The sequence below is a fragment of the Mesorhizobium sp. B1-1-6 genome (assembly GCF_006443035.1).
Classification (GTDB): Bacteria; Pseudomonadota; Alphaproteobacteria; order Rhizobiales; family Rhizobiaceae; genus Mesorhizobium.
In genome coordinates this window covers 283,277-308,869 of record NZ_VFWR01000006.1, presented here as the reverse complement: position 1 = coordinate 308,869, position 25,593 = coordinate 283,277, and the positions used below count along the sequence as shown (strand labels likewise).

Here is a 25,593-nt window from a genome sequence, read left to right as displayed (position 1 = left end):
TGGACTTGTGAGCAGTCGTATTTAGTGGTTTTCTAATTCAGCAACCTTGTACGGAAGGTGATCACATGGCGTCGCCTGTGTTTAAGATTGAGCTCGAGAGCGATGTCGAGTTCGGCGAGATGGTATCGTTGATGGGATGTTATAGTGACGAGGAATATAGGAGCCTTGTCCAACAGCGATGCAGTGATAGCCACCGTCGGGAAGTGCTCTTCCGAAACATCGCGTTCGTGGATGATGTCACGAATGCGTTCGCTCCATTGAATGCGAAAGTCGAACATGAGATCGCGGACGTCGAGTCTATCGTTAAGCGGAATAGGAAAGCGAACAAACTGTTTAACGAGATTGATCGGCTGGGTGGCTCTAGGGGCTTCGACGATCCTTTCGAGGAGACTTTCAAGTTCAGGGCTGAGCAGCACTTGAGTGGTCCCGAGTTTGCCGATCTAGCGAAAATCATCATCTCGAGCGGTGCCTTAGGAGCGGGAGGCGCCGCCGTTCTGAAAGCCACTAAAGACATTGTGATAAAGTGGCTCGACAACCGCGGAAAGAAGAAGGTGAAAATCTCGCTCGGCTCCGGGAAGTCGATCGAGATCGTAGGACCTATCAGCGACCGCAAAGTTTCCAAGATGCTGGGCTTTCTGCAGGAGGGGCTAGACGACATGCCGGAACCGGCACGGCCCAAGCTGGCTGGTGATCCAGATCCTCCAACCAAGCGGAGAGGTAAGGCTCCTCGATCGATCTGATCGCTCATTCAACGTTTCATTCCTTCTTCTGTGTCAACTTATCAACTTTTTGAACTTTTCCCAACGCCCGTACAGCAAAGGGGAAAGCCGTAGAAACCAGAATCTAAAACCAATGGGCAAGGTTCAATAGTAAGAGGTTTAAATATATTTTCTTCTCTATATGTATTATGTCTTTACGTTTCGTCATGTCACGCCTACTTTTCATACCGGCAAAGTTAGCAAAAAACTTCAAAAGTTCGAAGGCCATTTTTGCCACCCCGAACTTTTGAAGTTGTAGCCAACTTTTCGCGCCTCCAGAAGTTTGAAGGATGCTCGAGCGCCCGGCTTCGACCGACCCGACAAGTCTACCGCCTTCCCGGTCTCGATAAGCCATGTGAGCGCCTTGGCAACGTCTTCGCTGTCGGCCTGGCTGAGGCCCTCCCGCTGCAGCAACTGAGGCCAGGGCAAGGTCTTCTCCTCGGCCTGCGACAAAGCACGGACAATCGCCTTCCGGCTTCTGCCATGGATCCAGCCATGTGCTGTTCGGCACCGTCAGTGGTGGCCTGAATTGAACGGTGGACGATCGCCCATCCCCATCCCACGTCATGGGCGGTTATCACCGGGTCTGACGGACGCCATCGCCAGGAATCCGGCGAGGACCGTAGCCTTGTCGCCATAGCGGCGTCCGAGGGCGCCGCTAGGGAAGGCGATCAGGACGCCCGACGCAAAATAGACTCCGATGAGGATCCCAATGTCGGCCAGACTCGCTCCGAGGCTTTGGCTAAGCTGCGGCGCTATGGATCCTACGCTGACGAGCTGGAAGGCGAAGGCGGCGCGAGCGACGAACAAGACAGCAAGAATGGTCCAGCGGCTTCGCACTTGAATCCTCCCCTGGGCTGACAATCGGCGCATGGTTTTCCATCAAATGCGTCGCCCACTCAGTCCAATCAATCATGATTCAATGTTTGCAGATCATGTCGGCCAGCAGCCCAGGAAAGCGCCTCTTCTAGCCGGTCGTCCCCCCAAAACGTTTCGCCATCCACGACGAAAGCCGGGGAGCCGAAAATGCGATAGCTGCGGGCCACATCCGTTTCAGCCTTGAGCCGCTCATGGGCGCGGGCGCCGTCGGCCTTGGCAATCACATCGTCGACATCATGACCGAGGGGAGTCAGCACATGCCCCAGATGAGCGCGACTACCCAGTTCCATGCCTTCCAAGTACCACGCCGTGAAGCTTGCGACGGTATAGGCCTCACACCAGCCCTCCTCGGCCGCCACCATGGCGACCCGGTTGGCCAGAAGGTCCGGATCGGTCGGCCAGATGGGCGCCCTGACGTAAGGCACGCGGTGCTTCGCCGCGCGCCGCTCCACATCGCGCCACATGTATTGCACCTTTGCCGTCTGGGTGCGGAGGGCAATGTTGTTCTCGGCCATGACGGTGCGGACATTGAAGGGGCGCCATCGAACGGCAACACCCGACTGTTTCGCCATAGTGTCAATGCGCATCACCGACAGATATGCGTAGCCGCTCCCAAAGAAATAGAAGAAGTCAATCTGCTTCATTTCCACCGCCTCCGCGCCGCAGCCAACTCGGCAACGAACCAATGAATCAGTCAGTGCTGTTAAGGCTGCACATGCGTATGAGCCATGACCCGTCGGCCTGTCGTTCGAAGACGTCGACAGACGTACCGTTGCCGACCTCCAAGCCCTCGGTATACGTGGCCAGGCACCAAGCCAACTCACCAGATTTGCCCGCGTGTATCACTGCCATTTTCTTGTGGGTCGCCTCCCTGTGCCCGTTCGTCCAGGTTGCGTGGAGAGCTTCGACAGCGTCGCGGCCCCGAGCAGGAGACGCGTAGGGCGAATGCAATTCGGCATCGGCCGTAAACATGGCGCCGCATGTTTTGGCATCGCCAGCACGATAGGCAGCCACATAGGAATTCCAGAAAACCTGCAGTTCCTCGTGGATCGACATGGGACGGCCCTCCGGTAGCCAGTTTACTATATTAGCGGTTTCTTAGATGTGCGACAATTCTCCCATGCTGGTCCGCCGCTGGCCATCTTCCCACCTAGCCGTTATCGCGGTGGCCCCGGGGTCGGTCTCCGCTTCTGGCAGTATGCGACCTCACACCGCGCACGGGTGCGCTTATGGGATGTCGGAAAGGCGGGCTCTACGTCTGAGTTCAGCGGAGATTAGATATTCAGGAGCAGACCGTCCACGCCTCGGTCGCCTCACCCCCTCCACACCGTAGAGCGGAGAACGGCCTGCATATGCTCTGCCAAGTCGAGTTCACCGCGCGCCTCGATCTCTAAAAGGTACCGAGCCTTGGCTAGGCGGTCCGCTTCCCCCACCGCAGGGTAGCCGCAGATGGCGAGCAGCGTCCTCTCCTCCTCCCGGCTGGCTCTGTCGGACTCTTTGCTTCCACCGCCCATGTTATGCAGGGCTTCACCGAACGCAGCATAAGCTATCTTGTGCGCCTCAATCAGCGCTAGCAGACTATCGGACGGTCCTCGGTCTCGATCTGACGGCTCAGTACCGATTGCCATTGCCGCAACTGTCGAGGCGACGACTGCGCTGCCAGAGTGGAGGAGCAAGGCGCGGCGGTTGATAAGCCACGACCACGCCGGCCGTGCGCTCGACGCTATGGAGATCGCCGGCGATGATTGGCAGCGCCGCGGCGACGATCGTCTGATCGATCACGGCGAGGAACATCGGCAGCATGATCGACGGGAACAGCGTCAGAAAGGAAGCCTTCGTGGAAGCGGCTTCGGCTGACGCAAGGGTGGGATCGCTGGCGGACATGGCTAATGCCGGGCGCAACGGAGTGGCCTGCCGGTCACCATGGCCGGTGCCCTCGCTGCGATCGGCAAGCTTGCCTAGGACGAGCAGCCGTCACATTGGCCGCCCGAGCCACATGTTTGCGGTGAAACAGGCTTGTGCGCATATGGCTGCCTCCCTCGCAGATTTTATGCAATCCTTCTATCATAGATCAAATTTTTGCTTGATGTATATAATGATGGCGTTCTATGTTGATCAAGGGAATAGCCGGGCGGGCGCTGGACGCAACGCCGGGAAGGTGTGCGCCCCGATCCAGAACGTCCGTCACGCAGGGAGGAACAGATACGCATGGTCAACTACATTACAGATGAAGTGAAGGCCCTGATCGGATTGGAATCCGAGTGGGAGGAAGGCTGCGATCCGGTCGAACGCGGCCAGATCCGTCGTCATTTCCAGGCCACTATGGACAATGACCCAGTTTACTGGGACGACGCGCATGCCGCCGGCACGAAATTCGGTTCGGTCGTCGCTCCGCCGCTGTTTCCCTTGCACGTTCTGCGGCCAGCGCCCGGTACGCCCGACCCGTTCGAACGCGCCGCCAAAGACCCAGACTTCGATGGCTCCGTGCGTGGCCTGATGAAAGGCCTCAAGCCCCTGCCCATTCCACTCACGCGCGTGCTCAACGGCGGCAACGAGGTCGAGATCTACCAGCAGGCGAAACCTGGCGAAACCGTTCGGGTCCGCTCGAAATATCTCGACATCTACCAGAAGGAGGGCCGGACCGGCACGATGGTCTTCCTGCTGACGGAGACTGTCTACACGAACGGCGATGGCGAGCTTCTGCTCAAGGCCATCCAGACGCGTATCCTGCGCTGACCGTTCGATTCCCGGAGGAACCCATGACACAAGTTTATTTCGATGACGTCGAAGTCGGATCGACCATCCCGCAGATCGCCAAGGGGCCGATGACCACCGCCCACATCATGCGTTGGTCGGCTGCCATGGAGAATTGGCACCGCATCCACTACGACAAGCCCTACGCAACCGAGCACGACAAAGTTCCGGACGTCCTCATCAACGGGAGTTGGAAGCAGCACGTGCTCTCGCAGATGTTGAAGGACTGGGCGGGCGCCGGAGGCTGGCCATGGAAGATCGCTTTCCAGTACCGCGAAATGGATCTGCCGGGCGACACCATCACCGGCTGGGGCAAGGTCACCGGCATGTCCGAGAAGGACGGCCTCGGCCACATCGAACTTGAGATCGGGCTTCGCAACTCGCGCGGCCTCGATTCCACCAAGGGCACGGCAACCGTTGTGCTGCCGAAGAGAGGCGGCAAGCCGGTCCCATACCCGTTTGTCGCACCGAAGGCTTAGGAGGCAACGATGAGCGATCTGCCCAAGAAAGTCACGATCTACGAAGTCGGCCCGCGAGAAGGCTTCCAGTTCGAGAAGAACTTCATACCTACGGAACGCAAGTTGGAACTCATCAACGCGCTTGCCGATACCGGGGTTAGCGACATCGAGGTTACCTCCTTCGTCAACCCAAAATGGGTGCCGCAGATGGCGGACGCTGACGAGGTCTCGGCCGGCCTCAAGCCGAGGAACGGCCTGCGCTACTCCTGTCTCTACCTGAATACGCAGGGTCTCAAACGGGCGGCGGCCACCGGCAAGTACCATCTCGACGGTTCGCTGAAGCTGGGCGCCAGTCCAGCCTTCATCAAGAAGAATACCAACAAGACCATTGAGGAAACGGTTGCAACCTACCCCGAATGGATCGAGACCTATCGTCAATTGGGTGTTGCGGTGGAACAGGCGACCGTCAACGCCGCGTGGGGCTGTAACTACCAGGGCGAAATTCCCGTCGACTGGGTCTTGTCGCGCATTTCAACCATCGAGGAAGTCATCAACGACGCTGGCTCCAAGCTGAAGCGGCTGCTGATCTCGGATACCATGGGATGGGGCAACCCGTTGCAGACCAAGCAACTGCTCGGTGCGATCCGCAATCGATGGCCGGACGCCGAACTGCGCATCCATCTGCACGACACGCGCGGTCCGGGGCTGACCAATGTCTATGCCGCGCTTGAACTCGGGGTCGCGCATTTCGATTCCGCCGTCGCCGGCCTCGGCGGCTGTCCATTCGCCGGTCATTCTGCGGCGGCGGGCAACATATGCACGGAAGATCTTCTGTTCATGCTGCAGGAAATGGGAATCGAGACTGGCATCGACCTGGAAAAAATGATCGAGGCGGCGCGTCTTGCCGAACATGTCGTTGGTCATCAATTGCCCGGCAAGGTCATGAAGGGTGGCTCCCTGGCAAAATACCGACACGCCGCCTGATTTCGGTGTGTGGAAACGGGGATCCTGCCGCCGATAATGGCCTGCCGAAACGCAGGCCCTTTTGTTTGAGCCGCGCTTGGATCGGGTCAGCGTTCGAGAGAACCGCTGATCCGATCCAGTGCAGTTGCCCTACGGCGTCATGTCCGCAAGGTTGACGACGTTGAGTAGGTCTCGGCCATCTGCCAGCCGATCGAGATTAGCGAGCATCTGGTTCCAGATCCGCTCACGCGATTGCCGGCTGGAACCGGCGCTGTGTGGTGTCTGAACAACGTTGTCCAGGCTTCGCAACGGAGACTCCACCGGCAGTGGTTCTTTCGCATAGGCGTCGAGCGCGGCCCGAATCCGCCCGTTTCGAAGGGCATCAAGCATTGCCTCCTCGTCTACAATCGCTCCGCGGGCGATGTTGACCAGAAGCGCATCCCGCTTCATCGCGGTGATCTCGGAACGGCCGACCATGCCTTTTGTCGACGCATTCAGCCCAGCGGCGATAACGACGATGTCGCTGGCGCGCATGAGAGTGGGAAGGTCGACAAAGGCGATATCCGATCTGCCTTCGGCGGGGACGGTGCGGGTATGAACCAGCACCCCGGCGCCGAACGCCAGAAACCGCCTGGCGAGATCGGCGCCGATCGAACCGAAGCCAAGGATGCCGACGGTCTTGCCGCCGATCTCCTCGCCGCTCCAGACCTCCGCGCCGGACCAGCCACCCACACGCATGCTTTCGACTTGCCAGACCAGTCCGCGCAGGGCAGCCAGTACCAGCATGAAACAGTGCTCGGCCACGGCATTGCTGGTGGCTTCGGGTGTGTTTGCGACGCGGATGGCAAGCCGCCCCGCGGCGGATAGGTCAATACGGTCTGTACCGATGCCGACCTGCTGCACCAGGCGCAGGCGGCGTGCGTGCCCCAGCAGATCCTCGTTTACCCAGACGCGGCGGGTGACCAGCGCATCAGCATTGCCAAGAGCGGACGCCAGAGCAGCAACGTCGTCGTGACGCACGTAGGCGACATCGTGGGACAATGGCGGCGTCGTCTCGGGTTCGAGGAAACCGTCCGTGCCTATCACAATACGCAATACCTGCCTCCCTTGCCGCTGCCCAGCCGCCGTTGGCACGGTCGCTAGGCACCCGATCGCGCGGCCGTTTGCCGGCGCCATTCCTCGTGGTCGAACTCGATGCCGGCACCCGGCTGCTCGCTCGGCCGCACGCGCCCGTTCTCAGGTTTCAGTTCGCCCAGCATCAGTGGCGGCGGTGCTTCGTCATTCGGGCCATAAAAGACAAGGTATTCGGCGAGCGGGCAATTGGGCGTCGCCATCATCAGATGGGTAGCCCAGGGCTGGAGGACACCATTGTGCGGTATGACCGGAATTCCATGAGACGATGCCATTGCCGCGACGCGGCGGATTTCGGTGATGCCACCGCACCAAGCGACATCGGGTTGCAGGATGTCGGCGCAGCCGCGTTCGATGAGATCGCGAAAACCCCAGCGCGTATATTCGTGCTCTCCGGTCGCGACCAATGGGCCATTAAGACGGCGGCGCAGTTCCACATGGCCGTCGAGATCGTCGGGCAGCAACGGTTCCTCGATCCAGCGAACGCGATACTCGGCCGCGGCCCGTGCGAATTCGAGCGTGTAGTCCACTGTCCAGGACATCCAGCAATCGACCATGATGTCGATGTCGGGACCGACGGTCTCACGCACCTCGGCGACGCGCTCAACGTTGCGTCGAAGGCCCTCCTTGCCGTCGGGAGGCCCATAGGCCATGGGCAGCTTGGTTCCTATATAGCCCTCCTTCACCAGGGCGTCGGAGTCGGGATGCGTGGCGTAGCAGGGAAGCGAGGCGCGCATCTCGCCGCCCAGGATGCGGTAGAGCGGCTGTCCCATCCATTTGCCCAACAGGTCCCACAAGGCGAGGTCGATGCCAGAGAGAGCCATGACCGGCGCACCCTTGCGTCCGTAGGCGAGGGTGGAAAGGTACATCTGGTCCCACAGCATTTCGATGTTGCGAGGATCCTTGCCGACCAGCAGGCCCTTCAAATGCTGGGCGACGATCGTCTCTACGATGGCGCCGCCGCGTGTCATTCCGACACCCGTCAAGCCATCGTCGGCGATAATCTCGATGAAGACGTCCTGCGCGTTCGGTCCGCGCCAACCGCCGCGTTTGCCGCCGTACTCGGGATAGGCCGACATCGGCGTCGAGACGCGGATCTCGTTCAGCCACGAACCGCGCGGCGGCGGGGCGATATAGGAGCGGACATCGAGAATACGCATGGGTATCAACCCGCCTTCCGCTTTTCATGAAGCGTTTGCCGCGGACGGCAGACGACAAGCGCGTCCAGCGCGGTCGTGCCCTGCCCCTCACCGAAGACCGCCAGCGGGTTGATATCGAGACTTTCGATCGCATCGCGGGCATCCGAGGCCAGCTCGGATACCGCGACCAGCGCCTCGGCGAGCGCCTTGCGGTCGAACTTCTGGCTGCCTCGAAATCCGGCGAGCAGGGTGGGCAGCGCCCGCACCTCGTCGATCATCTCCTCGGCCTCGCGCCGGTTTACCGGACACAGCCGCCATGTCGCCGCCTTCAGCGCCTCGGCCAGAATGCCGCCGAGACCCAGCATGATCACGGGGCCGAACTGCGGGTCCTGCGAGGTGCCGACAATGAGCTCGATACCGCCACTCCTCATGCGCTGCACGAGGACGCCGGGGATGATGGCCTTCGGCGCATAGGACTTCGCCGATGCCATGATGGCATCGTAGGCCTGTTCGAGGCCCTCGGCGTCCTTGATGCCCAGCCGGACGCCGCCAGCCTCTGTCTTGTGCGAAATGTCCGCCGAGACAATCTTCAGAACGACCGGGTAACCGATCGCTTCGGCTGCCTTGGCCGCGTCCTCCCGGTTCTTGCAAAACTGTTCCGCAACGCCCGTAATGCCATAGGCCGCCAAAACCTGTTTGCTCTGATATTCATCGAGGCCGGTTTCCGCTTCCGCAAGAGCGGCGCGGACCGTCTCGAGATCGCGGCGGGCCGCTGGGCGGGTCGCCCCGGCCTCGGCAATCGAAAGTTCTCTCGTGCGGTGATAGGCGATCAATCTGCGCGCTGCCTTGGCGGCCTTCGCCGGGAGATAGAAGAGCGGCACGTCCGATGCCTGGAGCCGCCTCAAGGCGTCGAGGTCGCGGGCGTCCTGGGTCGAGCCGGTCCATGTGAACAGGATGGGTTTGCGGGCCTGTTTCGAGGCCTCGATGATCGTGTCGGCCTGCATGGCGCCGCCGACGCTCGACATCAGGACGAGATCCTGCTCGCCCTCCGAAAGCAATATATCGAGCACGCGCGGGAAATCCGGGCCCGTGCCGAACCCTGTCAGATCCGCCGGATTGGCGGCCGACCCGCGATCACCCATGATCTCGAGAAGCTGGCCCCTTACGCCGTCCGACAGAACCGGCACGTCGAGCCCCTCCTCGGCGCATTTGTCGGCCATGAAGGAGCCCATGCCGCCCGACTCGGAAATCACTCCCATGCGTTTGCCGCGAGGCCTGATTTTCATGCGGAACATTGCGGCGGTTTCGAGAAGCTCGTCATAGTCATCGACGCGGATGACGCCCTTCTGCCTGAACAGCGCGTCCTGCACGTCGTCGGAGCCTGTCATCGAGGCGGTGTGGCTGCTCGCCCCGCGCGCGCCGGCCTCCGTGCGGCCGATCTTGAGCAGCACGAGCGGCTTGCCCGCCTCCCGGGCCATGTCGGCCGTCTCGACGAATTTCTCGCCGTCCTTGAAGCCCTCCACCACGGCCGCGACGGCGCTGATCTCGGGATCACGCAGCATGTACTGGATGAAGTCCGAGGATTCGAGATCAGCCTCGTTGCCTGTGGCGACCATGTACCGGAAGCCAATGCGCTTGTCCTCGGCTGTGCAAAGCAGCGGGCGATAGGCCGTGGCGCCGCTCTGCGAGACCAGGCCGATCGTTGGGTTGAAGGCCAGCATGTCGGGGCCTATGCGCGTCGAAGGCGTGGTCCAGCTCTTGCCCGCGACATTGGCGAGGCCAAGGCAGTTCGGACCGCACACGCGAATGCCGCTGTCGCGGGCCAGTTGCCGTAGCTCCGCCTGACGCGCCCTGCCCTGGTCGGTTGCCAGTTCGGCGAAACCGGCGGAGATGATGAGCGCCGACTTCACCCCCCTTTCGATGCATTGGCGGAAGGCAGGCAGGACCTGCTCCGACGAGACCACGATGCAGGCCAGGTCCACGGCTTCGGGCAGGTCGACGACGCTGGGATAGCTGCGCACGCCGAAGATCTGGTCGCGATTCGGGTTGACGGGATAGAGCCGTGCCGAACTTCCGGTATTGACCAGGTTTGGAAGGAACCGCCCGCCATAGCCCGGCTTTTCCGTTGCGCCGACGATGGCAATCGAGGCGGGGTTGAACATGGCATGGATCGATCGGAACTTTGCCTCGTCGTTGCTGGCCGGCTTCACGTCTTGCACTCCTGATTCAATTCTTGGATGGCTGGCTCTCAGGCCTTAGGCGTCATCGAAGGTCCAGGCACCGAATGCCGGGCTTTGGAGATCAGCAGGCGCAAAAGCGGCAGGGCCAGCATGAGGACCACGACAACCATCAGGGTTCCGGAAATCGGCCGGTCGAAGAAGATGAGCGCATTGCCCTGCGACATCATGAGCGACTGCCTGAGTGCCGTTTCCAGACCGTTGCCGAGCACCAGCGCGAGCACCATGGGTGCCGCGGGGTAGCCGAACTTCTTCATGAAGTAGCCGAGCACGGAGAAGATCAGCAGGACCCACAGGTCGAACATCGAGGCGCTGACGCTGTAGACGCCAACCACCGCAAAAACGATAATCAACGGGCCGAGGATTGTGAACGGGACGCGCAGGGCCTGCACGAACGCCGGCACGAAAGCGATGTTGAGCACCAGCAGCATCACGTTTCCGATATACATGGAGGCAATCAGGCCCCAGACGAATTCGGGATGGCTGGCGAACAGGAACGGCCCCGGTTGGATGTTGAACAGGGTCAGCGCGCCTAGCATCACCGCTGTCGTGGCCGAACCTGGGATGCCCAGTGTCAGCATCGGGATCATCGAGCCGCCGGTGGACGCGTTGTCGGCCGAACCCGGACCGGCGACGCCGGCGATCTCGCCCGTGCCGAACCGCTCCGGATGCTTGGAGAACTTGCGCTCGGTGACATAGGAGAGCAGCGCCGCGACGGCGCCGCCGGCGCCGGGCAGGATGCCTACGAGAAAGCCGATCACGGTGCCGCGCGCGATGGGCGCGGCGCTTTCCCTGATGTCCTGCGGGGTGATCATCATGTCCTTGAGCGAGGCCCTGATGACCTTGTAGCTGGCCATCTGCTCCAGGGTCAGCAGCACTTCCGCGATGCCGAACAGGCCGACCGCGATCGGCAGGAATTTTATGCCGTCGGCCATCGCGAGCGACCCGAAGGTAAAGCGCTGATAACCCGTGATCATGTCGAAACCGACCAGCGACAGTGTGAGGCCGAGAAACGCCATCAGGTAGCCCTTGAGCTTGGCATCGCCCATCAGGCCCGCCACCGCTCCGAGGCCGAGCAGCATCAGCGCGAAATACTCGGGCGGCCCAAAGCTCAGCGCCCATCGGGCGATAGGAGGCGCAAACAGCATGAGCATCACCACGCTGAACGTGCCGGCTATGAAAGAGCCGATGGCTGAGATCGTCAGCGCCGGACCGGCGCGCCCCTTCTTGGCCATCTCGTAGCCATCCAGGCAGGTCGGAATGTTGGAGGCCTCGCCGGGAATGCCGACCAGCACCGAAGTTATGCTGCCGCCGAACATCGTTCCGGAATAGATGCCGGCCATCAGGATCATCGCGGTGACCGGTTCCATTCCATATGCAAACGGCAGCAGCATCGCGATGCCGGCGACCGGCCCGATGCCGGGCAGCGCGCCGATAAGCGTGCCGGCGATCACGCCGATCGTGCAGAACAGCATGTTAACGGGCGTCACGGCGACCGAGAAGCCGGTCGCGAGATGGCTCAGAAGATCCACGACCATACTCCCGTGACGTTGTCGCCCAGGAAACCCTTGGGCAACGTGATTTCGAGGGCCACGTCAAAGACCTGGTGAACGAAGATGCCCATGACAAGCGCCACCGGCAAAAGCACGTAGAGCCGACGCATTCCGAGCAGGTAGCCGACCACGGCCACGAACAGCATCGTCGTGGGCACGAAACCGAGCGGATTAATAAGCAGCAGGAAGAGCATGAAACCGGCGAGCATCGAGATAATGTGCCGCCGGCCCGTGGCATCCGGCCAGACCTCGTCCGCAGCCAGCCCATTCCATTCACGGGCCGCCTGGATTGCCACGGCGATCCCGAAGCCAAGCACGCCAAGCGAGGCCCAGAACGGCAGGAAACCCGGTCCAGGCGCGCCGCGATCGAAATAGAAATAGTCCATCTGCGTAACCGACTGCCACAGAATGACGGCACCGAACGCGGCGAGCAACACCGGCAGAATGATATGCGCTTTACTCACGAGACCTCCCGTCTATCCATGCCAGGCGGGCTGCGGCCGCTATTTGATCAGGCCTATTTGCTTGTAGATCCGCTGGATCGTCTGCATCGTTTGCTGGATGAAGCCGCGCCACTCGGCCGGCCCGAGATACTTGTTCTGGCTGCCGGACTTCTGAACGTAGTCTACCCATGTGCCGTTGGTGCTGAGCTTCTTGAACAGTTCGCCATACCACTGCACCTCCTCGTCCTTCAGTCCGGGTGGACCAAACCAGCCGCGCGCGAGGTTGAGGACGACGTCGTAGCCGAGTTCCTTCATTGTCGGGACGTCCGGCAAGCTCGGATTCCGTTCGGCGTCGAATATTGCCAGCGCCTTGATCTGCCCGGCGCTTATGAGTTCCTGCGCGTTGGAAAGTTGCCTGGACCCTACGGCTACCTGGCCCCCAAGCACGGCCGCCTGCACTTCGGCGCCGGAGGCGAACGGTATCTGGTTGAATTCGACCCCGGCCGCGGCGCCGAGCGTGTTGGCCACGACGCTGTCCCAGCCGGACCCGCCGGCACCCGCCATGGTCACCGAACGTGGTTTCTTCTTCAGCTCCGCCGTCACATCGGCGAGGGTGTTGTAGGGTGAATTGGCTGCCGCGATCACGACGGAGGAGTCGAGCGTCGAGAGGGCAAGCGGGGTGAGGCCCGTCAGGGGATCGACGGGCGATTCGCCAAGAACCGCCTGCAGCAGCAGCGCTCCACCGCCGGGCATGAAAACATAGGGATCGCCTTTGCGGTCGGAGACCAGCGCGGTGCCTATCAGACCGCTTGCACCTGGCCGGTGGTCGAGCGTCATCGGCTGGGACAAGTACTTCGCCTGCGCCGAAATCTTCGCGACCGCATCCGATATCTGCGACGGTCCCCCGCCCGGCCCCCACGGGACAAGAATGGTGATCGGCTTGCTTGGGAAAGCGTCCAACGCTTCGGCGCTGCCGGCGAAGAGGCCCGAGCCCGCCGCAATGCCGGCGATCATCGAGCCCTTGAGCACCTGCCTGCGGTTCGGCGAAAGGCCCGCCAGACGGCGTGCCGCATCGTTTTGGAAATCATCCATCATCAGGTTCCTCCCGTTTGACGTCTGGCAAATGCCATTAGGCAGCTGACCTCGTCGTCCGAGGCCGGCTGAATAGCGTTACTTCACGACACCGATCTTGCGGTAGATGCTGCCGACGGTGTCGAGGCCGTCCTTGATGAACTTCGCCCAGTCTTCAGGTCCCAGATACTTGTTCTGGATGCCGGAAGAGGTACAGAAGTCCTGCCAGGCCTTGGAAGCGCCGACCTTCTTGAAGAAGTCGGCGTACCAGGCCACCTCCTCTTGCTTCAGGCCAGGAGGCGCGAACCAGCCGCGCGACAGATTGAGCACCACATCGAAGCCAAGCTCGCGCATGGTCGGGACGTCGGGAAGGCTCGGATTGCGCTCGGCGTCGAAAATGGCGAGCGCCCGAACCTGCCCCGCCTTCAGAAGGTCCTGGGCGTCGGACAGCTGACGGGTGCCGACGTCCACCTGCCCGCCAAGAACGGCTGCCTGCACATCGCCGCCGCCTCCGAATGGTATCTGGTTGAACTGGACGCCCGCCAGATTGTTCATGACGGTCTCAAGCATGCCGTCCCAACTGCCCGGTCCGCCGCCGGCGCCGGCCAGGGTCACGGAGCGGGGCGAGGACTGCAGTTTCTTGATGACGTCGGCCATCGTCTTGTAGGGGGCGGCCGTGCGGGTCATGACCACGGAAGAATCCACCGCGTTGAGCGCCAGCGGCGTCAGATCCTTCAGCGGATCGACTGGGGTATCCTTGACCACCACCTGAGCCAGCAGCGCACCGCCACCAGGCATGTAGGTATATGAATCCCCCTTTCGGTCCGCGACCAACGCGGTGCCGATGAGGCCGCTGGCTCCCGGACGATGGTCGAGCGTAATGGGCACCGGCGAGAATTTTTGCTCCATCCCAATCTTGCTGACCACGTCGGCGATGGTCGATGCACCGCCGCCGACACCCCAAGGCACCAGACATGTTATTGGTTTGTTTGGAAACGTGTCGGCGGCGAAAACGCTGGTTCCGGAAAAACCCAGTCCAACGGTTCCGGCGACGGCTCCCATGAAGCCTCGACGATCGAGACGAATGTCGCCAATCCCGTCCATGGCGCTCGATTGCTGCACTGTGCTCATGTGTTTTTTCCTCCCATGAAGCGTTCTCCCCCGCAGTGCGAGCCCGCTCTCACTGCGCTTTCGCCGGTTGCCGGTCGCTGGACCGATCTCCTCCTCCGGCGCATCATCCGCCCTGCCATTGGTCAAGGCAGCTCCTCCGCAGATTTTATACACTATGACATAACTATATACAACTCGCAATTATTAGATGAAATCCTTGGCTTGCCTCGCCCGCAGAACGAGAAGCAAGGGCTCGCTTAACGCCGCTTCTTGTCGATGAAGGCCTGTTGCGCCTCGACGCGCTCGGACGTCTGGTGCAGCAGCTTGCGGCACTCCGCCAGGAACTGTTCGGCCTGCGTATGCCCGGCAAGATCAAGAAGATAGGACATGGCACGCTTCGTATAGGCCATCGCCTGCACCGGCTGGCCCGCCAGCTGTTTGGCGATGGCGGCGACGGCTCCGTCGAGCTCGCGATCCTCCACCGCCTTGTAGACGAGCCCCCACCGCTCCGCCTGCTCGCCCGACACCCAATCGCCGGTCAGCAACATGCCAAGCGAACGGGCGCGGCCAAGCGTGAACAGCGGTAGTCCAGGCAAAGTCCCCGCTTGCACCTCGCGGATTGAAAAGCGCGCACTCTTCGAGGCTACGGTGATGTCGCAGCATTCCGTGGCGATCGCGCAGCCGCCGCCGGCGGCAGGACCGTGGACACGGCCGATGACCGGCTTTGGCAACTTGCGCAGGCGATCGCGTGTACCAAGGTTCAGGCGACCGTAAAGCGCGCCTTCGGCAGGGGTGGCCCTTGTCGATTCCTTGAAGTCGCGCCCGGCGCAGAAGGCCGGTCCGTTACCGGCTAGAACCAGGACGCGGATGCTGTCGTCAGCTTCCACGATATCCAGCGCCTCGAGCATTTCCGTGAAGAAGCGAATGGTGAGCGCGTTGCGTTGCTCCGGACGGTTGAACGTTACCGTGGCGATGCCGTCCCTCGCCCCGAAAAGAAGCGTCTCGAAGTGTCCCGCCTGCTCGGCAGCAGTCGTGACAGTCGGTGTTTTGCTTGCTTTACCAGTCATGATGTTCCTCCCATTGGTGACCGCCGCCTCCTGCTGCGGCATCGCGATGCCTAGAGCCGGATGACTTCAGGCCGAATCGGCTTGCAATCTGAATCCGTTTCCAAATCGAAGAGACAGAGCACGATGTCGCCCGAAATCGCTTCACACTTTTCGACATCAGGCTCTAGCATTCGCGCTTGGCGCGAATGCTAGCCACAAGATCGGCCTTGGCACCGTTGGCGTGATCGCGAACCAGCGTGATCAGGCGAGCAAGCTCCTGATTGCGCAGGGCCTGTAGAATGCGTTCGTGCTCTTCCACCATGTCGAACATCCGCGCTTCGCTGTAACCGTAGCGCCCGCGCAATGTCCCAAGAAGCTTGGCGAAGCGGTCATAGATTCCACGCGCTTCCGGATTGTCGGAGTGGAAGTAGAGAAGATCGTGGAACCGCAGATTAAGTTCGAAGACGGTATGGACGTCTCGCCGTTCGGCGGCTGCGGCGAGTTCCTCATGCAATGCGACCAGCTTGGCCATGGTGGAGTTCGTCATGTTTGGGAGCGAACTGCGCACCAGCAGCACCTCGATAGCCGTTCTGAGATCGTAGATATTGGCGACACGGCCGGCGTCGAGCGACAGAACAGTCGCCCCGCGATGCGGCAGGATGGTTACAAGCCCCTCCCCCTCCAAGGCCTGCAGGGCTTCCCGGACCGGCATCTGGCTCAGGTTGAAGCGCTGCACGAGGGAGCCCGTGGTCAAGCGGGTGCCGGCCGCAAGTCTGCCGGACAGGATCTCGGCGCGGATGAAATCTCTTATTGCGGCATAGGCGGGGACGCCGGGCAGCAGATCCAGAGGGGTGTCGACGTTCATTTGTTTCGCTCCGTCGGCCGCCAAGTTTGATATAATATTTGTCTTTAGATCTAATCATACGTCAATGTCAATTTCCCGCATGGGCGACAAAGGGTGCAGCTTTTATATAAGATAGCATGATTGTATCGAATTGGCTTAGGCGTTAAATGAGGTCGGCACTCACCGAAGCAAGGAGCAAAGTCATGGCTCAAAACAGCCTCAAGTGGCTCGGACAATCCGGCTGGCAGATCACCACCTCCAAGGGCAAAGTCCTGTTCATCGACCCATGGCTGACCGGAAATCCCCTGGCGCCGGTCAAGATCGAGGATTTGCCCGCGGCGGGCTTCTTGTTGCTGAGCCACGACCACGCAGACCATGCCTCGGATGCCGTGGCCGTCACCAAAAAGACCGGCGCTACCTTGGTCGGGCAGCCTGAAACCATGGCCATATACAAGGAAAAAGGCGCCCCCAACACGCTTGCCATGAACACGGGAGGCAGCATCGATCTCGATGGGGTCCAGGTGACCATGACGGACGCCTATCACACCAGCGCTAGCGGGACCCCGGCGGGATATATATTGACGTTGGAGGACGGCAAGGTGGTCTATCACGCGGGCGATACCTGCCTGCATGCCAACATGTCCACATGGGGCGAACTGTTCGATATCGACCTCGCCCTTCTGCCCATCGGCGGCCGATTCACAATGGACGCTCGTCAAGCCGCGCGCGCCCTGAAACTGCTGCGCGCCAGAGCGGCGGTGCCGATGCACTACCGTACCTTTCCGCTGCTGGCGCAGAGTGCCGACGAGTTCGTTCAGCGCGCCGCGCAGGATGCTCCCCGGTCCAAGGTCCACGTTATCGATCCCGGCGACGAGTTTCTTCTGTAGGACTGTAGGACGACCCCAATCCGGAAGCATTTTCCGAGACCGCCATTGACAGCCGGACATATTATATATAATCGACAGCTATATGATCTTATCGATAGTCATTTGATAATAAGATGCTAAAGGTGGACCGCCTGGCGCGAGATGGTAGCCGGGTGTGCTGAAGCAGGCCTCGACGTCCATCGGGAGCAGTCTAGGGTCGAGGACAGAACTTGAAGATAACGGGCATCGAAACTTTCGTCGTCGACTGTTACCGGACGAACTGGATTTTCGTCGAAGTGCGAACCGACGAAGGCATAGTGGGCGTCGGCGAAGGCAGCATCGAGTATCGCGAACACACGGTCTGCAAGGCGATCGAAGAACTGTCTCCGATACTCATCGGCGCCGATCCGTTCGCCATCGAAGGGCTGCACATGCTGATGCAGCGCGAGAGCTACTGGTGGTCCGGCCCGATCCTGAGTACAGCCATCAGCGCCGTGGAACTCGCGCTTTGGGACATCAAGGGCAAGGCCCTCGGCGTCCCGGTTTACCAGTTGCTCGGAGGCAAGGTGCGCGACCGCATCCCGGTATACGCCAATGGCTGGTTCGCCGGGGCGCGGACCGGCGAGCAGTTCGCAGAGAAAGCCTGTTCCATCGTGGAACAAGGGTTTCGCGGCCTGAAACTGGATCCGTTCGGTCAAGCCTATCTCTCCATGACGACAGCGGAACTCAACGAATCCATCGGCAAGATCGCCAAGATACGCGACGCGGTGGGACCGGACATCGACATCATGGTCGAGGCGCACGGCCGCTTCAACGTCATGACCGCCATCGAAGTCGGCAGAGCGCTGAAGGATTTCAGGATACGCTGGCTGGAAGAGCCGACAGTCCCCGAGCGGAACACCGCGATAGCCCAGGTGCGCAAGGCAACGCAGGTGCCTATCGCCGCGGGCGAACGCAGCTATTCACGTTTCGACTTCGGTGAGTTGCTCGCCTGCGAGGCGGTCGACGTCATCCAGCCCGATATATGTCACGTTTCGGGGCTTCTGGAGATGAAACGCATCGCCGCGCTGGCCGACACCGAGCTTATCCCCGTGGCCCCGCACAATGCCAATGGCGCGGTCTGCCATGCGGCGGGCCTGCACTTCGCGGCCAGCTGCAACAATTTCATGGTCCTCGAGACGTTCGCCATCGATGTGCCCTGGCGCAGGGAGATGACGACCGAGGACTGGACGTTCCAGGACGGATGCCTGCTGGTGCCCGAGACGCCCGGCCTGGGCGTGGAACTGCGCAAGGAAGCCTTGTGCAAGCATCCTTACAAGCAGCATAGCCTGCGCCACTTCACCGGCAAGCTGACCGACATCAGACCGCCGGACTCATGCCGCTGGTTCTGAACCGCTGTCCGCCCTTTGATAGCGGCAGCCGACATCTCGGGGCACCTATGGGCTCCGCCATACGCAAGACCATATGAAGAAGGGTGTACGACATGCTGGCCACGGAAAAGATTAAGAAGGTCCACATTATGGAAGTCGGCCCTCGGGACGGTTTCCAGTCCGAAAAGCAATTCGTGCCGACCGAGAAGAAGATCGAGATCATCAACGCACTGTCGCGGACTGGCGTGCCTGAGATCCAGATCACGTCGTTTGTCCATCCCAAGGCCATTCCGCAGTTCGTCGATGCCGAGGACGTGGTCGCCGGGATCGACATCGTACCCGGTGTCAGCTATCGCGTCATGACGCCCAACATGCGCGGGTTGCAGCGCGCCCTGCCCTTCAAGGACCGTATCACCACAGTGAGCTTCATGCTCTCGGTGACCGAGTCGCACAATCGCGCCAATGGCAACCGATCGATCGACGAAACGTTGGAAGAAATCGCACGCATGGCGATTATCGCCCAGGATGCGGGTTTTACGGTGTCGGGCAGCATGATTTGCAGCCTCGGCTGTCCGTTCGAGGGACAGGTTTCGACCGATCAGCTCGAACGCGTGGCGGACAAATATCTTGGACTCGGCATTACAAATATGTCGCTTGCGGACACCATCGGCGTGGCCAATCCGAAGCTGGTGCACGACATCGCTTCGCACATGCTGAAGAAGCATCCGCAAGTCACCTGGAACCTGCATCTCCACAATACGCGCGACATGGCCCTGGCAAACACGCTGGCAGCGATGGAGGCGGGGATGTCGCGGTTCGATGGCGGCGTCGCCGGGCTCGGCGGTTGTCCCTACGCGCCAGGCGCGACGGGCAATATCGCCACCGAGGATATGGTCAATATGCTCCACGGCATGGGAATCGAGACCGGAATCGACCTCGACAAGCTTTTGGCGATCGCCAATTCCCATAAGGCCTTCATCCCACACACCCTCGACAGCGCTCTGGTGCGCGCCGGGCGCGGGAACGTACTTCTGCCCGCGCCGGAACGGCAGCAGAAAATCGCCTGACGCAGGCAGTCCGGCCGTCCTACTGTACTGAGAACCCGGCGTTCGTTCGCCGGGTTCTCCGTGTTTGTCCGCGACCACCGTAGCAGTGGATCGAGACATCGCCGCACCGCTGTGTGCATGGACGAGCGCATCATGGTGTGCTAGACAGCTAAAGGTGACGTCTTACTGGTGAAGGCAAGAATGTCTCGAAATATAATTGCAATGCGCAAATATATTTTCTCCTCACCGAAAGAATAGTTAGCGGTCAGAGTCGTAGCATCAGATGAATCGCCAAAGTCCACGGGGGCAAATGTCGACGAAGCTGGAGATTGAATCGGGCATTCCGGCCTATGCTGCGCTTCGCGATAGGCTACGCGCTGAAATCCTGTCGGGCAAGCTGGCCGCAGGTGCCCGCCTCACCACGGCATCGCTGGTCGAGCGCTTCGGTGTCAGCCAAATGCCGGTTCGCGAGGCGCTGCAGGCACTCGAGGGCGAAGGGCTGATCGAGATCGCACCGCACCGCGGGGCAGCGGTCTTGCCGCTCGACGAGACGCGCGTTCGCAACATCTACGATCTGCGCGGCGCTCTGGAATCGCTGCTGATTCGGCTCGCCGTCCCCAATCTGAGCAACCGGGCCATGGCCGAGATTGCGGCCACTCATGAACGAATGAAGGCCGAGGTCGGTCAGCAGGATCTCAGCCACCTCTTTGCGCTCAACAGCCAGTTCCATGACCTCATTTACCGGCACGCCGACAATGCCGAGGCACTTGCCATGTACAATCGCTACGCAAGCCTGCTTGGCACACTGCGTGAGGCATTCGGCTTCAGCGTCGCGCGGATAGGGCGCATGATGATCGAGCACGAGGAAATCCTCATGGCGCTACGGGCACAGGACGAGGAAGTTCTCACCGATCTTATCGAACGCCATTGCGAGGGCGCAAAGCTCGACATGCTTGCCCTGATGCATAATGGTGTCACCAGAAAAAAAGCGCCCCCCGCTCAAAACAACCTTTGATGCGCTTACCGAGGCGAGCGTCCTGGCGACCTTGACGAGCCGTCTCGCGCCCGGCCATCCATCCTTGTTCCAAGACACCGGCGACGCGACCTCCCCTGTCGTTCGCCACGACCGTTGTGCATGTCGTTTCACGCGAATGCACTGGGACCATGTGCGCCCTGCGTTCGAGCAACTCGCCGTCCCCCCACGTTTTTGCCGATCGCTCCCGGCTAACGAAAGTGTGATGGCCCTCCCGACTGTTGTTGACCCTGCCATCGAGTTATATATAATAGCGTGGTATTTAATACAATATTAGACGGGAGGCTCTGTGGCGGATCGGCCGAAATAGGTTGTCCCGTTCAACTGTTCAAATGGCCCTTTTGGCCCGGCACAGCTGGCCGAAACAGCCGAAAACACGGGAGGAAAAAATGGTTTCGAAATTTCATTCATTGATCCGCTTCGCAGCCGCGGTGGCGATCACGGTATCGGCGGGCTTAGCAGCCACGTCGGCGGTGCGGTCCGAGGACTATCCCAACCGGGATATTACCTTCATCGTCCCCTTCAACCCCGGAGGAGGCACGGATCCGATTTCCCGCTTCTACTGCGCCGAACTGGAGAAGGTGCTCAACGTAAACATCAACGTCATCAACAAGCCGGGCGGCTCCGGTTCGATCGGCATCGGCCAGATCGTCAAATCGCCGGCCGACGGATACACCATTGGGATTGCTACCAATTCGGCGCTTGCCTATCAGCCCTTCATTAATGACGGCTTGGCCTGGAAGTCACCTGACGACTACCAGCCGATCATCAAGCTCGACGATCTTCCGGCCATTTTGGCGGTGCGCGCCGATGCGCCCTGGAAAACGTTCGAGGACTTCATGGCGGACGTCAAGAAGAACCCGGGCAAGATCAGGCTTTCCAATTCCGGCGTCGGCACGCTACCCGACCTGCTCATCCAGCAACTGGACAAGAATGCCGGCACCAGGATCGCCAGCGTGCCATTCACAGGCGGGAGCGGCGAGGCCATGGTGGCGCTGCTTGGCGGCCGCGTCGAAGGTTACATCGGCTACGGCGCTGCGGTGGTGGGACAGTTGAATGCCGGCAAGGTCAAGATCCTCGCTCATTTCCAGAAGGGCAAGCTGGAATACTTCCCCGAAGCCGAATCCGTGATCGACGCCGGCTACGACGTCAGCCTCAGAACCGCCAACTATGTGGTCGCCCCAAAAGGCCTGCCCGACGATGTGAAGAATAAGCTGGCGGAAGCTTCCAAACAGGTCGTCATGAGCGATGCTTTCCTCGACTTTCTTAAGAAGCAAGGCTTCCTGCGCGACGCCAAGGGCCCAGATGAGGTCAAGGCGGAATTGGTTCAGTATGGAAAGGACTTTTCAGACCTGATTCAATTCATCGGCAAAGAATAGGCCAGCGTGACCTAACGACCATGACGTTCCAGAAGCGAACCGTCTATCTCGTTTCCGGGATCGTCGGTATTATCCTCGCAGGTGCCTATCTGGCACTCGCGGTCCGTCTGCCCTTTGGGCGGATGGACCGGCCGGGAGCGGGAGTGTTTCCGGTTTTTGTCGGCATCATTCTCATCATCGCCAGCTTTGCCGCGCTTTGGGAAGGCTGGCGGATGAACTCCATTCCATCGATCAGATTTCCCGTGGGCACCGACCTCAAGAGGGTGCTTGCGCTTGTTGCGCTGCTGTTTGGCTATTTTTTCGCACTCCCCTGGCTCGGACAGATCGTCGCCGGCGCAATCTTCTGCATGCTGTTGATGCGGGTTTTGTCGGATACGTCCTGGTTGCGCATCATTGCCTATTCGGTGACCCTTTCGCTCATCCTCGACCTGGTATTCGAACGACTGCTGGCCGTGCCGCTTCCGCACGGCGTGCTCGGACTCTGAAGGCCGAAAGGATCTATCCCGTGAATGCGCTCGACGGAATTATCTACGGCTTCGGTGTCGTCTTCACCTATCAGAACCTGCTGGCGGCCTTCGCGGGCGCCTTTGCCGGCACGGCGATCGGCGTTCTGCCCGGATTGGGGCCGACGGCGGGCATCGCGATGATCCTGCCCATCAGCTATTCGTTCGATCCGACCACCGGCCTCATAATGATGGCCGGCATGTATTACGGCGCCATGTATGGCGGCTCGACCACGGCGATTCTGGTCAACATGCCTGGCGAGGCCGGATCGATCATGACCTGCGTCGATGGCTACGAGATGACCAAGAAAGGCCGCGGCGGGGCGGCACTTACCATCGTAGCGGTCGGATCCTTCATCGGCGGCACTTTTGCCACGCTGGGTGTCATGCTGTTTGCGCCGCTGCTGGCGGATTTCACCATCGAATTCGGCCCCATCGAATTCTTCGCCATGGCGGCGGGAGGCTTGCTCCTGTTCTCACGGATCTCGGGCGGCACGTTCGCGGCCGGGGTATTTCCGATGGCCATCGGCCTCGTACTCAGCACAGTCGGACAGGAGGCTGTCAGCGGACTGAACAGATTCACGTTCGGGTTCACGGAACTGAGCCTGGGCATCGAACTGGTCGCCGTCGTGGTGGGCGTCTACGGCGTCGCCGAGATCATGTCGGTGGTCGAGACCAAGGAAAGCCAGGTGCGCCCGGCTAAGGTCAAGATACGCGAGTTGCTGCCAAACCGCGAGGAGTGGCGCCGCTCATGGGCGCCATTCGGACGCGGTACCGTTCTCGGCTTCCTGCTTGGACTCTTGCCTGGCCCACACACCACGCTGTCCAGTTTCATATCCTACAGGCTGGAGCAAGCGGTTTCCAAATATCGTCACGAGCTTGGCACTGGCGCTATCGAGGGCGTTGCCGGACCGGAGACCGCCAACAACGCCGCCGCCACCGCGACCATGGTGCCACTCCTGGCGCTTGGCCTGCCATTCGGCGCCGTCACGGCGCTGATGTTGTCGGCCATGATGGTTCAAGGCATTCAGCCTGGCCCGATGCTGGTGATCACGCATCCGGAGATTTTCTGGGGCCTGATCGCCTCGATGTACGCCGGCAACGTCATGCTGCTGCTGCTGAATGTGCCAATGATCGGCATCTGGGTATCGATGTTGCGCATACCGTTGCACATCTTCCTTCCCGCAATCCTGCTGCTGGCCATCATCGGTGCCTACAGCGTCAACAACAGCATGCTCGACGTGTTCGTGCTGATCGTGATGGGCATTTTTGGCTACATCCTCAAGAAGTGCGACTTCCAGTTGGCGCCGATGGTGATTGGCCTCGTGCTGGGGCCGATGATCGAAAAGGACCTGCGCGAAGGAATGTTCATGAGCCTCGGAGATGTCAGCGCCTTCTGGACCAGCCCCGTCGCAATCGTCATCTGGCTGATCGTGCTGGTTACGCTGCTGGGCTCACCCGTCCGAAAGCTGGTTAGGCGTATACTGGGCGTACCCGAAGGCGAGGCAATCCCCAATTCCGAAGAATAGCCTAAAGCCGCCGCGAGACGACACGAACACCCGCGCTGGGCGGCCAATCGACGACAAGGGAAGGACAGTACATGGCCGAAGAACAAGCCAAAACCGACAATGTGGGGCCGCTCGCCGGTCTCAGGGTCATCGATGCCGGGGTGATCTTTGCCGGTCCTTTGGTGGCGACGCTGCTGGGCGATCTCGGCGCGGATGTCGTCAAGATCGAGCACCCGAAGGGCGACGATGTGCGCAAGACGGGCAAGTTCAAGGACGGCGAAGGCTTGTGGTGGCGGGTGACCGCGCGCAACAAGAAGGCCATCTCGATCGATATGGGCAAGCCCGAAGGCGCTGAAGTCGTGCGCAAATTGGCCGGCTCCGCCGACGTTCTGGTGGAGAATTTCCGAGCCGGACGATTCGGAAAATGGGGGCTGGACTATGCAAGCCTGTCCAGGCTCAACCCTGGTTTGGTGATGTTGCATATCAGCGGCTACGGTCAGGAAGGGCCCTACAGCCAGCGGCCCTGCCTGGGCACGCTCGCTGAGGCGTTCAGCGGGTTCGCCCACGTGAACGGTGAGACGGATGGCCCACCGACCCTGCCCTCCTTTCCCGTAGCCGACAGCGTGGCGGCCATCTACGGCGCCTATGCGGTCATGGCCGCGCTGTGGGCTCGAGAGAAACGCGGCGGCAAGGGCGAGGAGATCGACATCAATTTGTACGAGCCTCTGCTCAGCTTGATGGGCTCCATGGCCATAGACTACGACCAGCTCGGTTTCGTCGCCAGGCGGCACGGCAATCGGTCGATCTGGAGTGTTCCTAGGAACGCCTACAGGACCAGCGACGACCGCTGGGTGGCCATATCGGGCGCTGCCAACTCGGTCACGCAGCGCCTGTTTCGCGCCATAGACCGCAACGACATGGCAGACGATCCGGGGTTGGCCACCAATCAGCTGCGCGCGCAGCGCATGGATGAATGTGACAGCGCGATAGCGGACTGGATCGTCCGGCACACGCTTGAAGAGGTTATGGCCCGCTTTCATACCTACGACGTGGTGGCCGGCCCCATCTACGACATCGAGCAGATCTTCAATGACCCGCAGGTGCAGGCCCGCGGCACATTCGCCCAGCTCGATGACCCGGCGCTCGGCAAGGTGCGCATCCAGGATGTTGTGCCTCGATTCACCAACCGACCCGTCCATATGCGCTGGCTGGGCAGGCGCGAGATTGGCGCCGATACCGAAAGCGTGCTTGGCGACCTCGGCTATTCCAGCGATGCGCTCGAACAGCTTGAATCCCAGGGAGTGATCAAGCGCGCTTGCCTCAACAATAGCGCGCCTCGCGTAGATTGACGCTTGCCCGGGTTGAACGATGTCCTGCCCTATCTTGCCGTTTTACAATGACCTCTTCCTGAAAACCGGTTCTTGTCCACAGCATAGGCATTTGCAGGATTTCGCACTGCGCCCGCTGAACCTGTTACGGCCATGGGTTCGACCTGACCGAAA

Annotated in this window: 24 protein-coding genes; 12 read left to right on the top strand and 12 right to left on the bottom strand. The window is 60.8% G+C overall.

Annotated elements, in window-relative coordinates; translation table 11 throughout:
- Positions 1-65: 65 nt before the first annotated feature.
- A complete protein-coding gene (locus tag FJ979_RS14815; protein WP_140559995.1) occupies positions 66-740 on the top strand; it encodes a hypothetical protein in 675 nt (224 codons plus the stop codon).
- A 926-nt stretch (positions 741-1,666) separates the two neighbouring features.
- Here FJ979_RS14815 and FJ979_RS14805 read toward each other — a convergent pair.
- The 3 genes from FJ979_RS14805 to FJ979_RS14790 form a co-directional block, all read right to left on the bottom strand.
- Complete coding sequence (locus FJ979_RS14805; protein ID WP_140581803.1) at positions 1,667-2,281, bottom strand: DsbA family protein; 615 nt, start codon at positions 2,279-2,281, stop codon at positions 1,667-1,669.
- A 46-nt stretch (positions 2,282-2,327) separates the two neighbouring features.
- Positions 2,328-2,693, bottom strand: coding sequence for a nuclear transport factor 2 family protein (locus FJ979_RS14800; protein ID WP_140559997.1), 366 nt, complete (start codon positions 2,691-2,693; stop codon positions 2,328-2,330).
- A 555-nt stretch (positions 2,694-3,248) separates the two neighbouring features.
- Positions 3,249-3,521, bottom strand: a complete 273-nt coding sequence (locus tag FJ979_RS14790; protein WP_140559998.1) for an MFS transporter — start codon at positions 3,519-3,521, stop codon at positions 3,249-3,251.
- 324 nt (positions 3,522-3,845) lie between these two features.
- Between FJ979_RS14790 and FJ979_RS14785 the strand changes: the two genes are divergently transcribed.
- From FJ979_RS14785 to FJ979_RS14775, 3 genes are read left to right on the top strand one after another with little or no spacing between them, the layout of a single operon-like run.
- Complete coding sequence (locus FJ979_RS14785; protein WP_140559999.1) at positions 3,846-4,373, top strand: MaoC family dehydratase N-terminal domain-containing protein; 528 nt, start codon at positions 3,846-3,848, stop codon at positions 4,371-4,373.
- Between the two features lie 23 nt (positions 4,374-4,396).
- The gene (locus tag FJ979_RS14780) at positions 4,397-4,870 is read left to right on the top strand and encodes an acyl dehydratase (protein ID WP_140560000.1); all 474 of its coding nucleotides are present in this window, start codon (positions 4,397-4,399) and stop codon (positions 4,868-4,870) included.
- Positions 4,871-4,879: 9 nt separating this feature from the next.
- Positions 4,880-5,833, top strand: coding sequence for a hydroxymethylglutaryl-CoA lyase (locus FJ979_RS14775; protein WP_140560001.1), 954 nt, complete (start codon positions 4,880-4,882; stop codon positions 5,831-5,833).
- Positions 5,834-5,962: 129 nt separating this feature from the next.
- On the opposite strand, the gene FJ979_RS14770 is transcribed toward FJ979_RS14775, so the two are convergent.
- The 9 genes from FJ979_RS14770 to FJ979_RS14730 form a co-directional block, all read right to left on the bottom strand.
- Positions 5,963-6,898, bottom strand: a complete 936-nt coding sequence (locus tag FJ979_RS14770; RefSeq protein WP_224704926.1) for an NAD(P)-dependent oxidoreductase — start codon at positions 6,896-6,898, stop codon at positions 5,963-5,965.
- Positions 6,899-6,951: 53 nt separating this feature from the next.
- Positions 6,952-8,103, bottom strand: a complete 1,152-nt coding sequence (locus FJ979_RS14765) for an enolase C-terminal domain-like protein (protein WP_140581798.1) — start codon at positions 8,101-8,103, stop codon at positions 6,952-6,954.
- 5 nt (positions 8,104-8,108) lie between these two features.
- Complete coding sequence (locus FJ979_RS14760) at positions 8,109-10,292, bottom strand: acetate--CoA ligase family protein (RefSeq protein ID WP_140581795.1); 2,184 nt, start codon at positions 10,290-10,292, stop codon at positions 8,109-8,111.
- A gap of 38 nt (positions 10,293-10,330) precedes the next feature.
- Entirely contained in the window at positions 10,331-11,851 is a 1,521-nt protein-coding gene (locus FJ979_RS14755) for a tripartite tricarboxylate transporter permease (protein WP_140560005.1), read from the bottom strand.
- A complete protein-coding gene (locus FJ979_RS14750) occupies positions 11,839-12,336 on the bottom strand; it encodes a tripartite tricarboxylate transporter TctB family protein (RefSeq protein WP_140560006.1) in 498 nt (165 codons plus the stop codon). Before FJ979_RS14750 ends, FJ979_RS14755 begins: the two co-directional genes overlap by 13 nt.
- Before the next feature lie 39 nt (positions 12,337-12,375).
- Positions 12,376-13,410: a tripartite tricarboxylate transporter substrate-binding protein gene (locus tag FJ979_RS14745; RefSeq protein ID WP_140560007.1), complete on the bottom strand. Its 1,035-nt coding sequence runs from the start codon at positions 13,408-13,410 to the stop codon at positions 12,376-12,378.
- A gap of 75 nt (positions 13,411-13,485) precedes the next feature.
- Complete coding sequence (locus tag FJ979_RS14740) at positions 13,486-14,517, bottom strand: tripartite tricarboxylate transporter substrate binding protein (RefSeq protein WP_140560008.1); 1,032 nt, start codon at positions 14,515-14,517, stop codon at positions 13,486-13,488.
- Positions 14,518-14,753: 236 nt separating this feature from the next.
- Entirely contained in the window at positions 14,754-15,605 is an 852-nt protein-coding gene (locus tag FJ979_RS14735; protein ID WP_140560009.1) for an enoyl-CoA hydratase/isomerase family protein, read from the bottom strand.
- A gap of 121 nt (positions 15,606-15,726) precedes the next feature.
- Positions 15,727-16,407 (bottom strand): GntR family transcriptional regulator, encoded by a 681-nt coding sequence (locus FJ979_RS14730; RefSeq protein WP_140581793.1) that lies wholly within the window; start codon positions 16,405-16,407, stop codon positions 15,727-15,729.
- 182 nt (positions 16,408-16,589) lie between these two features.
- On the opposite strand from FJ979_RS14730, the gene FJ979_RS14725 reads away from it, so the two are divergent.
- The 8 genes from FJ979_RS14725 (at position 16,590) to FJ979_RS14690 (ending at position 25,440) form a co-directional block, all read left to right on the top strand.
- Positions 16,590-17,273, top strand: coding sequence for a metal-dependent hydrolase (locus FJ979_RS14725; protein ID WP_140560011.1), 684 nt, complete (start codon positions 16,590-16,592; stop codon positions 17,271-17,273).
- A 209-nt stretch (positions 17,274-17,482) separates the two neighbouring features.
- Positions 17,483-18,643 carry a galactonate dehydratase gene (dgoD, locus tag FJ979_RS14720; RefSeq protein WP_140560012.1) on the top strand — a complete coding sequence of 387 codons (1,161 nt, stop codon included), beginning with the start codon at positions 17,483-17,485 and terminating at the stop codon, positions 18,641-18,643.
- 92 nt (positions 18,644-18,735) lie between these two features.
- Complete coding sequence (locus FJ979_RS14715; RefSeq protein WP_140581790.1) at positions 18,736-19,689, top strand: hydroxymethylglutaryl-CoA lyase; 954 nt, start codon at positions 18,736-18,738, stop codon at positions 19,687-19,689.
- 289 nt (positions 19,690-19,978) lie between these two features.
- The gene (locus FJ979_RS14710) at positions 19,979-20,683 is read left to right on the top strand and encodes a GntR family transcriptional regulator (protein WP_181171877.1); all 705 of its coding nucleotides are present in this window, start codon (positions 19,979-19,981) and stop codon (positions 20,681-20,683) included.
- Between the two features lie 407 nt (positions 20,684-21,090).
- Positions 21,091-22,080, top strand: coding sequence for a tripartite tricarboxylate transporter substrate binding protein (locus FJ979_RS14705; RefSeq protein ID WP_181171878.1), 990 nt, complete (start codon positions 21,091-21,093; stop codon positions 22,078-22,080).
- A 20-nt stretch (positions 22,081-22,100) separates the two neighbouring features.
- Entirely contained in the window at positions 22,101-22,565 is a 465-nt protein-coding gene (locus FJ979_RS14700; RefSeq protein ID WP_140560016.1) for a tripartite tricarboxylate transporter TctB family protein, read from the top strand.
- Positions 22,566-22,585: 20 nt separating this feature from the next.
- A complete protein-coding gene (locus FJ979_RS14695; RefSeq protein WP_181171879.1) occupies positions 22,586-24,112 on the top strand; it encodes a tripartite tricarboxylate transporter permease in 1,527 nt (508 codons plus the stop codon).
- 71 nt (positions 24,113-24,183) lie between these two features.
- Positions 24,184-25,440: a CoA transferase gene (locus FJ979_RS14690; RefSeq protein WP_140560018.1), complete on the top strand. Its 1,257-nt coding sequence runs from the start codon at positions 24,184-24,186 to the stop codon at positions 25,438-25,440.
- Positions 25,441-25,593: the final 153 nt, after the last annotated feature.

Bases quoted from the DNA above. Each gene is read 5' to 3' on its own strand.
- FJ979_RS14775 (WP_140560001.1), top strand. From the start codon at position 4,880: ATGAGCGATCTGCCCAAGAAAGTCACGATCTACGAAGTCGGCCCGCGA.
- FJ979_RS14730 (WP_140581793.1), bottom strand. From the start codon at position 16,407: ATGAACGTCGACACCCCTCTGGATCTGCTGCCCGGCGTCCCCGCCTAT.
- FJ979_RS14790 (WP_140559998.1), bottom strand. From the start codon at position 3,521: ATGTCCGCCAGCGATCCCACCCTTGCGTCAGCCGAAGCCGCTTCCACG.
- FJ979_RS14815 (WP_140559995.1), top strand. From the start codon at position 66: ATGGCGTCGCCTGTGTTTAAGATTGAGCTCGAGAGCGATGTCGAGTTC.
- FJ979_RS14710 (WP_181171877.1), top strand. From the start codon at position 19,979: ATGTCGACGAAGCTGGAGATTGAATCGGGCATTCCGGCCTATGCTGCG.
- FJ979_RS14690 (WP_140560018.1), top strand. From the start codon at position 24,184: ATGGCCGAAGAACAAGCCAAAACCGACAATGTGGGGCCGCTCGCCGGT.
- FJ979_RS14705 (WP_181171878.1), top strand. From the start codon at position 21,091: ATGGTTTCGAAATTTCATTCATTGATCCGCTTCGCAGCCGCGGTGGCG.
- FJ979_RS14800 (WP_140559997.1), bottom strand. From the start codon at position 2,693: ATGTCGATCCACGAGGAACTGCAGGTTTTCTGGAATTCCTATGTGGCT.
- FJ979_RS14725 (WP_140560011.1), top strand. From the start codon at position 16,590: ATGGCTCAAAACAGCCTCAAGTGGCTCGGACAATCCGGCTGGCAGATC.
- FJ979_RS14745 (WP_140560007.1), bottom strand. From the start codon at position 13,410: ATGATGGATGATTTCCAAAACGATGCGGCACGCCGTCTGGCGGGCCTT.
- FJ979_RS14715 (WP_140581790.1), top strand. From the start codon at position 18,736: ATGCTGGCCACGGAAAAGATTAAGAAGGTCCACATTATGGAAGTCGGC.
- FJ979_RS14805 (WP_140581803.1), bottom strand. From the start codon at position 2,281: ATGAAGCAGATTGACTTCTTCTATTTCTTTGGGAGCGGCTACGCATAT.
- FJ979_RS14735 (WP_140560009.1), bottom strand. From the start codon at position 15,605: ATGCCGCAGCAGGAGGCGGCGGTCACCAATGGGAGGAACATCATGACT.
- FJ979_RS14785 (WP_140559999.1), top strand. From the start codon at position 3,846: ATGGTCAACTACATTACAGATGAAGTGAAGGCCCTGATCGGATTGGAA.
- FJ979_RS14700 (WP_140560016.1), top strand. From the start codon at position 22,101: ATGACGTTCCAGAAGCGAACCGTCTATCTCGTTTCCGGGATCGTCGGT.
- FJ979_RS14765 (WP_140581798.1), bottom strand. From the start codon at position 8,103: ATGCGTATTCTCGATGTCCGCTCCTATATCGCCCCGCCGCCGCGCGGT.
- FJ979_RS14780 (WP_140560000.1), top strand. From the start codon at position 4,397: ATGACACAAGTTTATTTCGATGACGTCGAAGTCGGATCGACCATCCCG.
- FJ979_RS14740 (WP_140560008.1), bottom strand. From the start codon at position 14,517: ATGAGCACAGTGCAGCAATCGAGCGCCATGGACGGGATTGGCGACATT.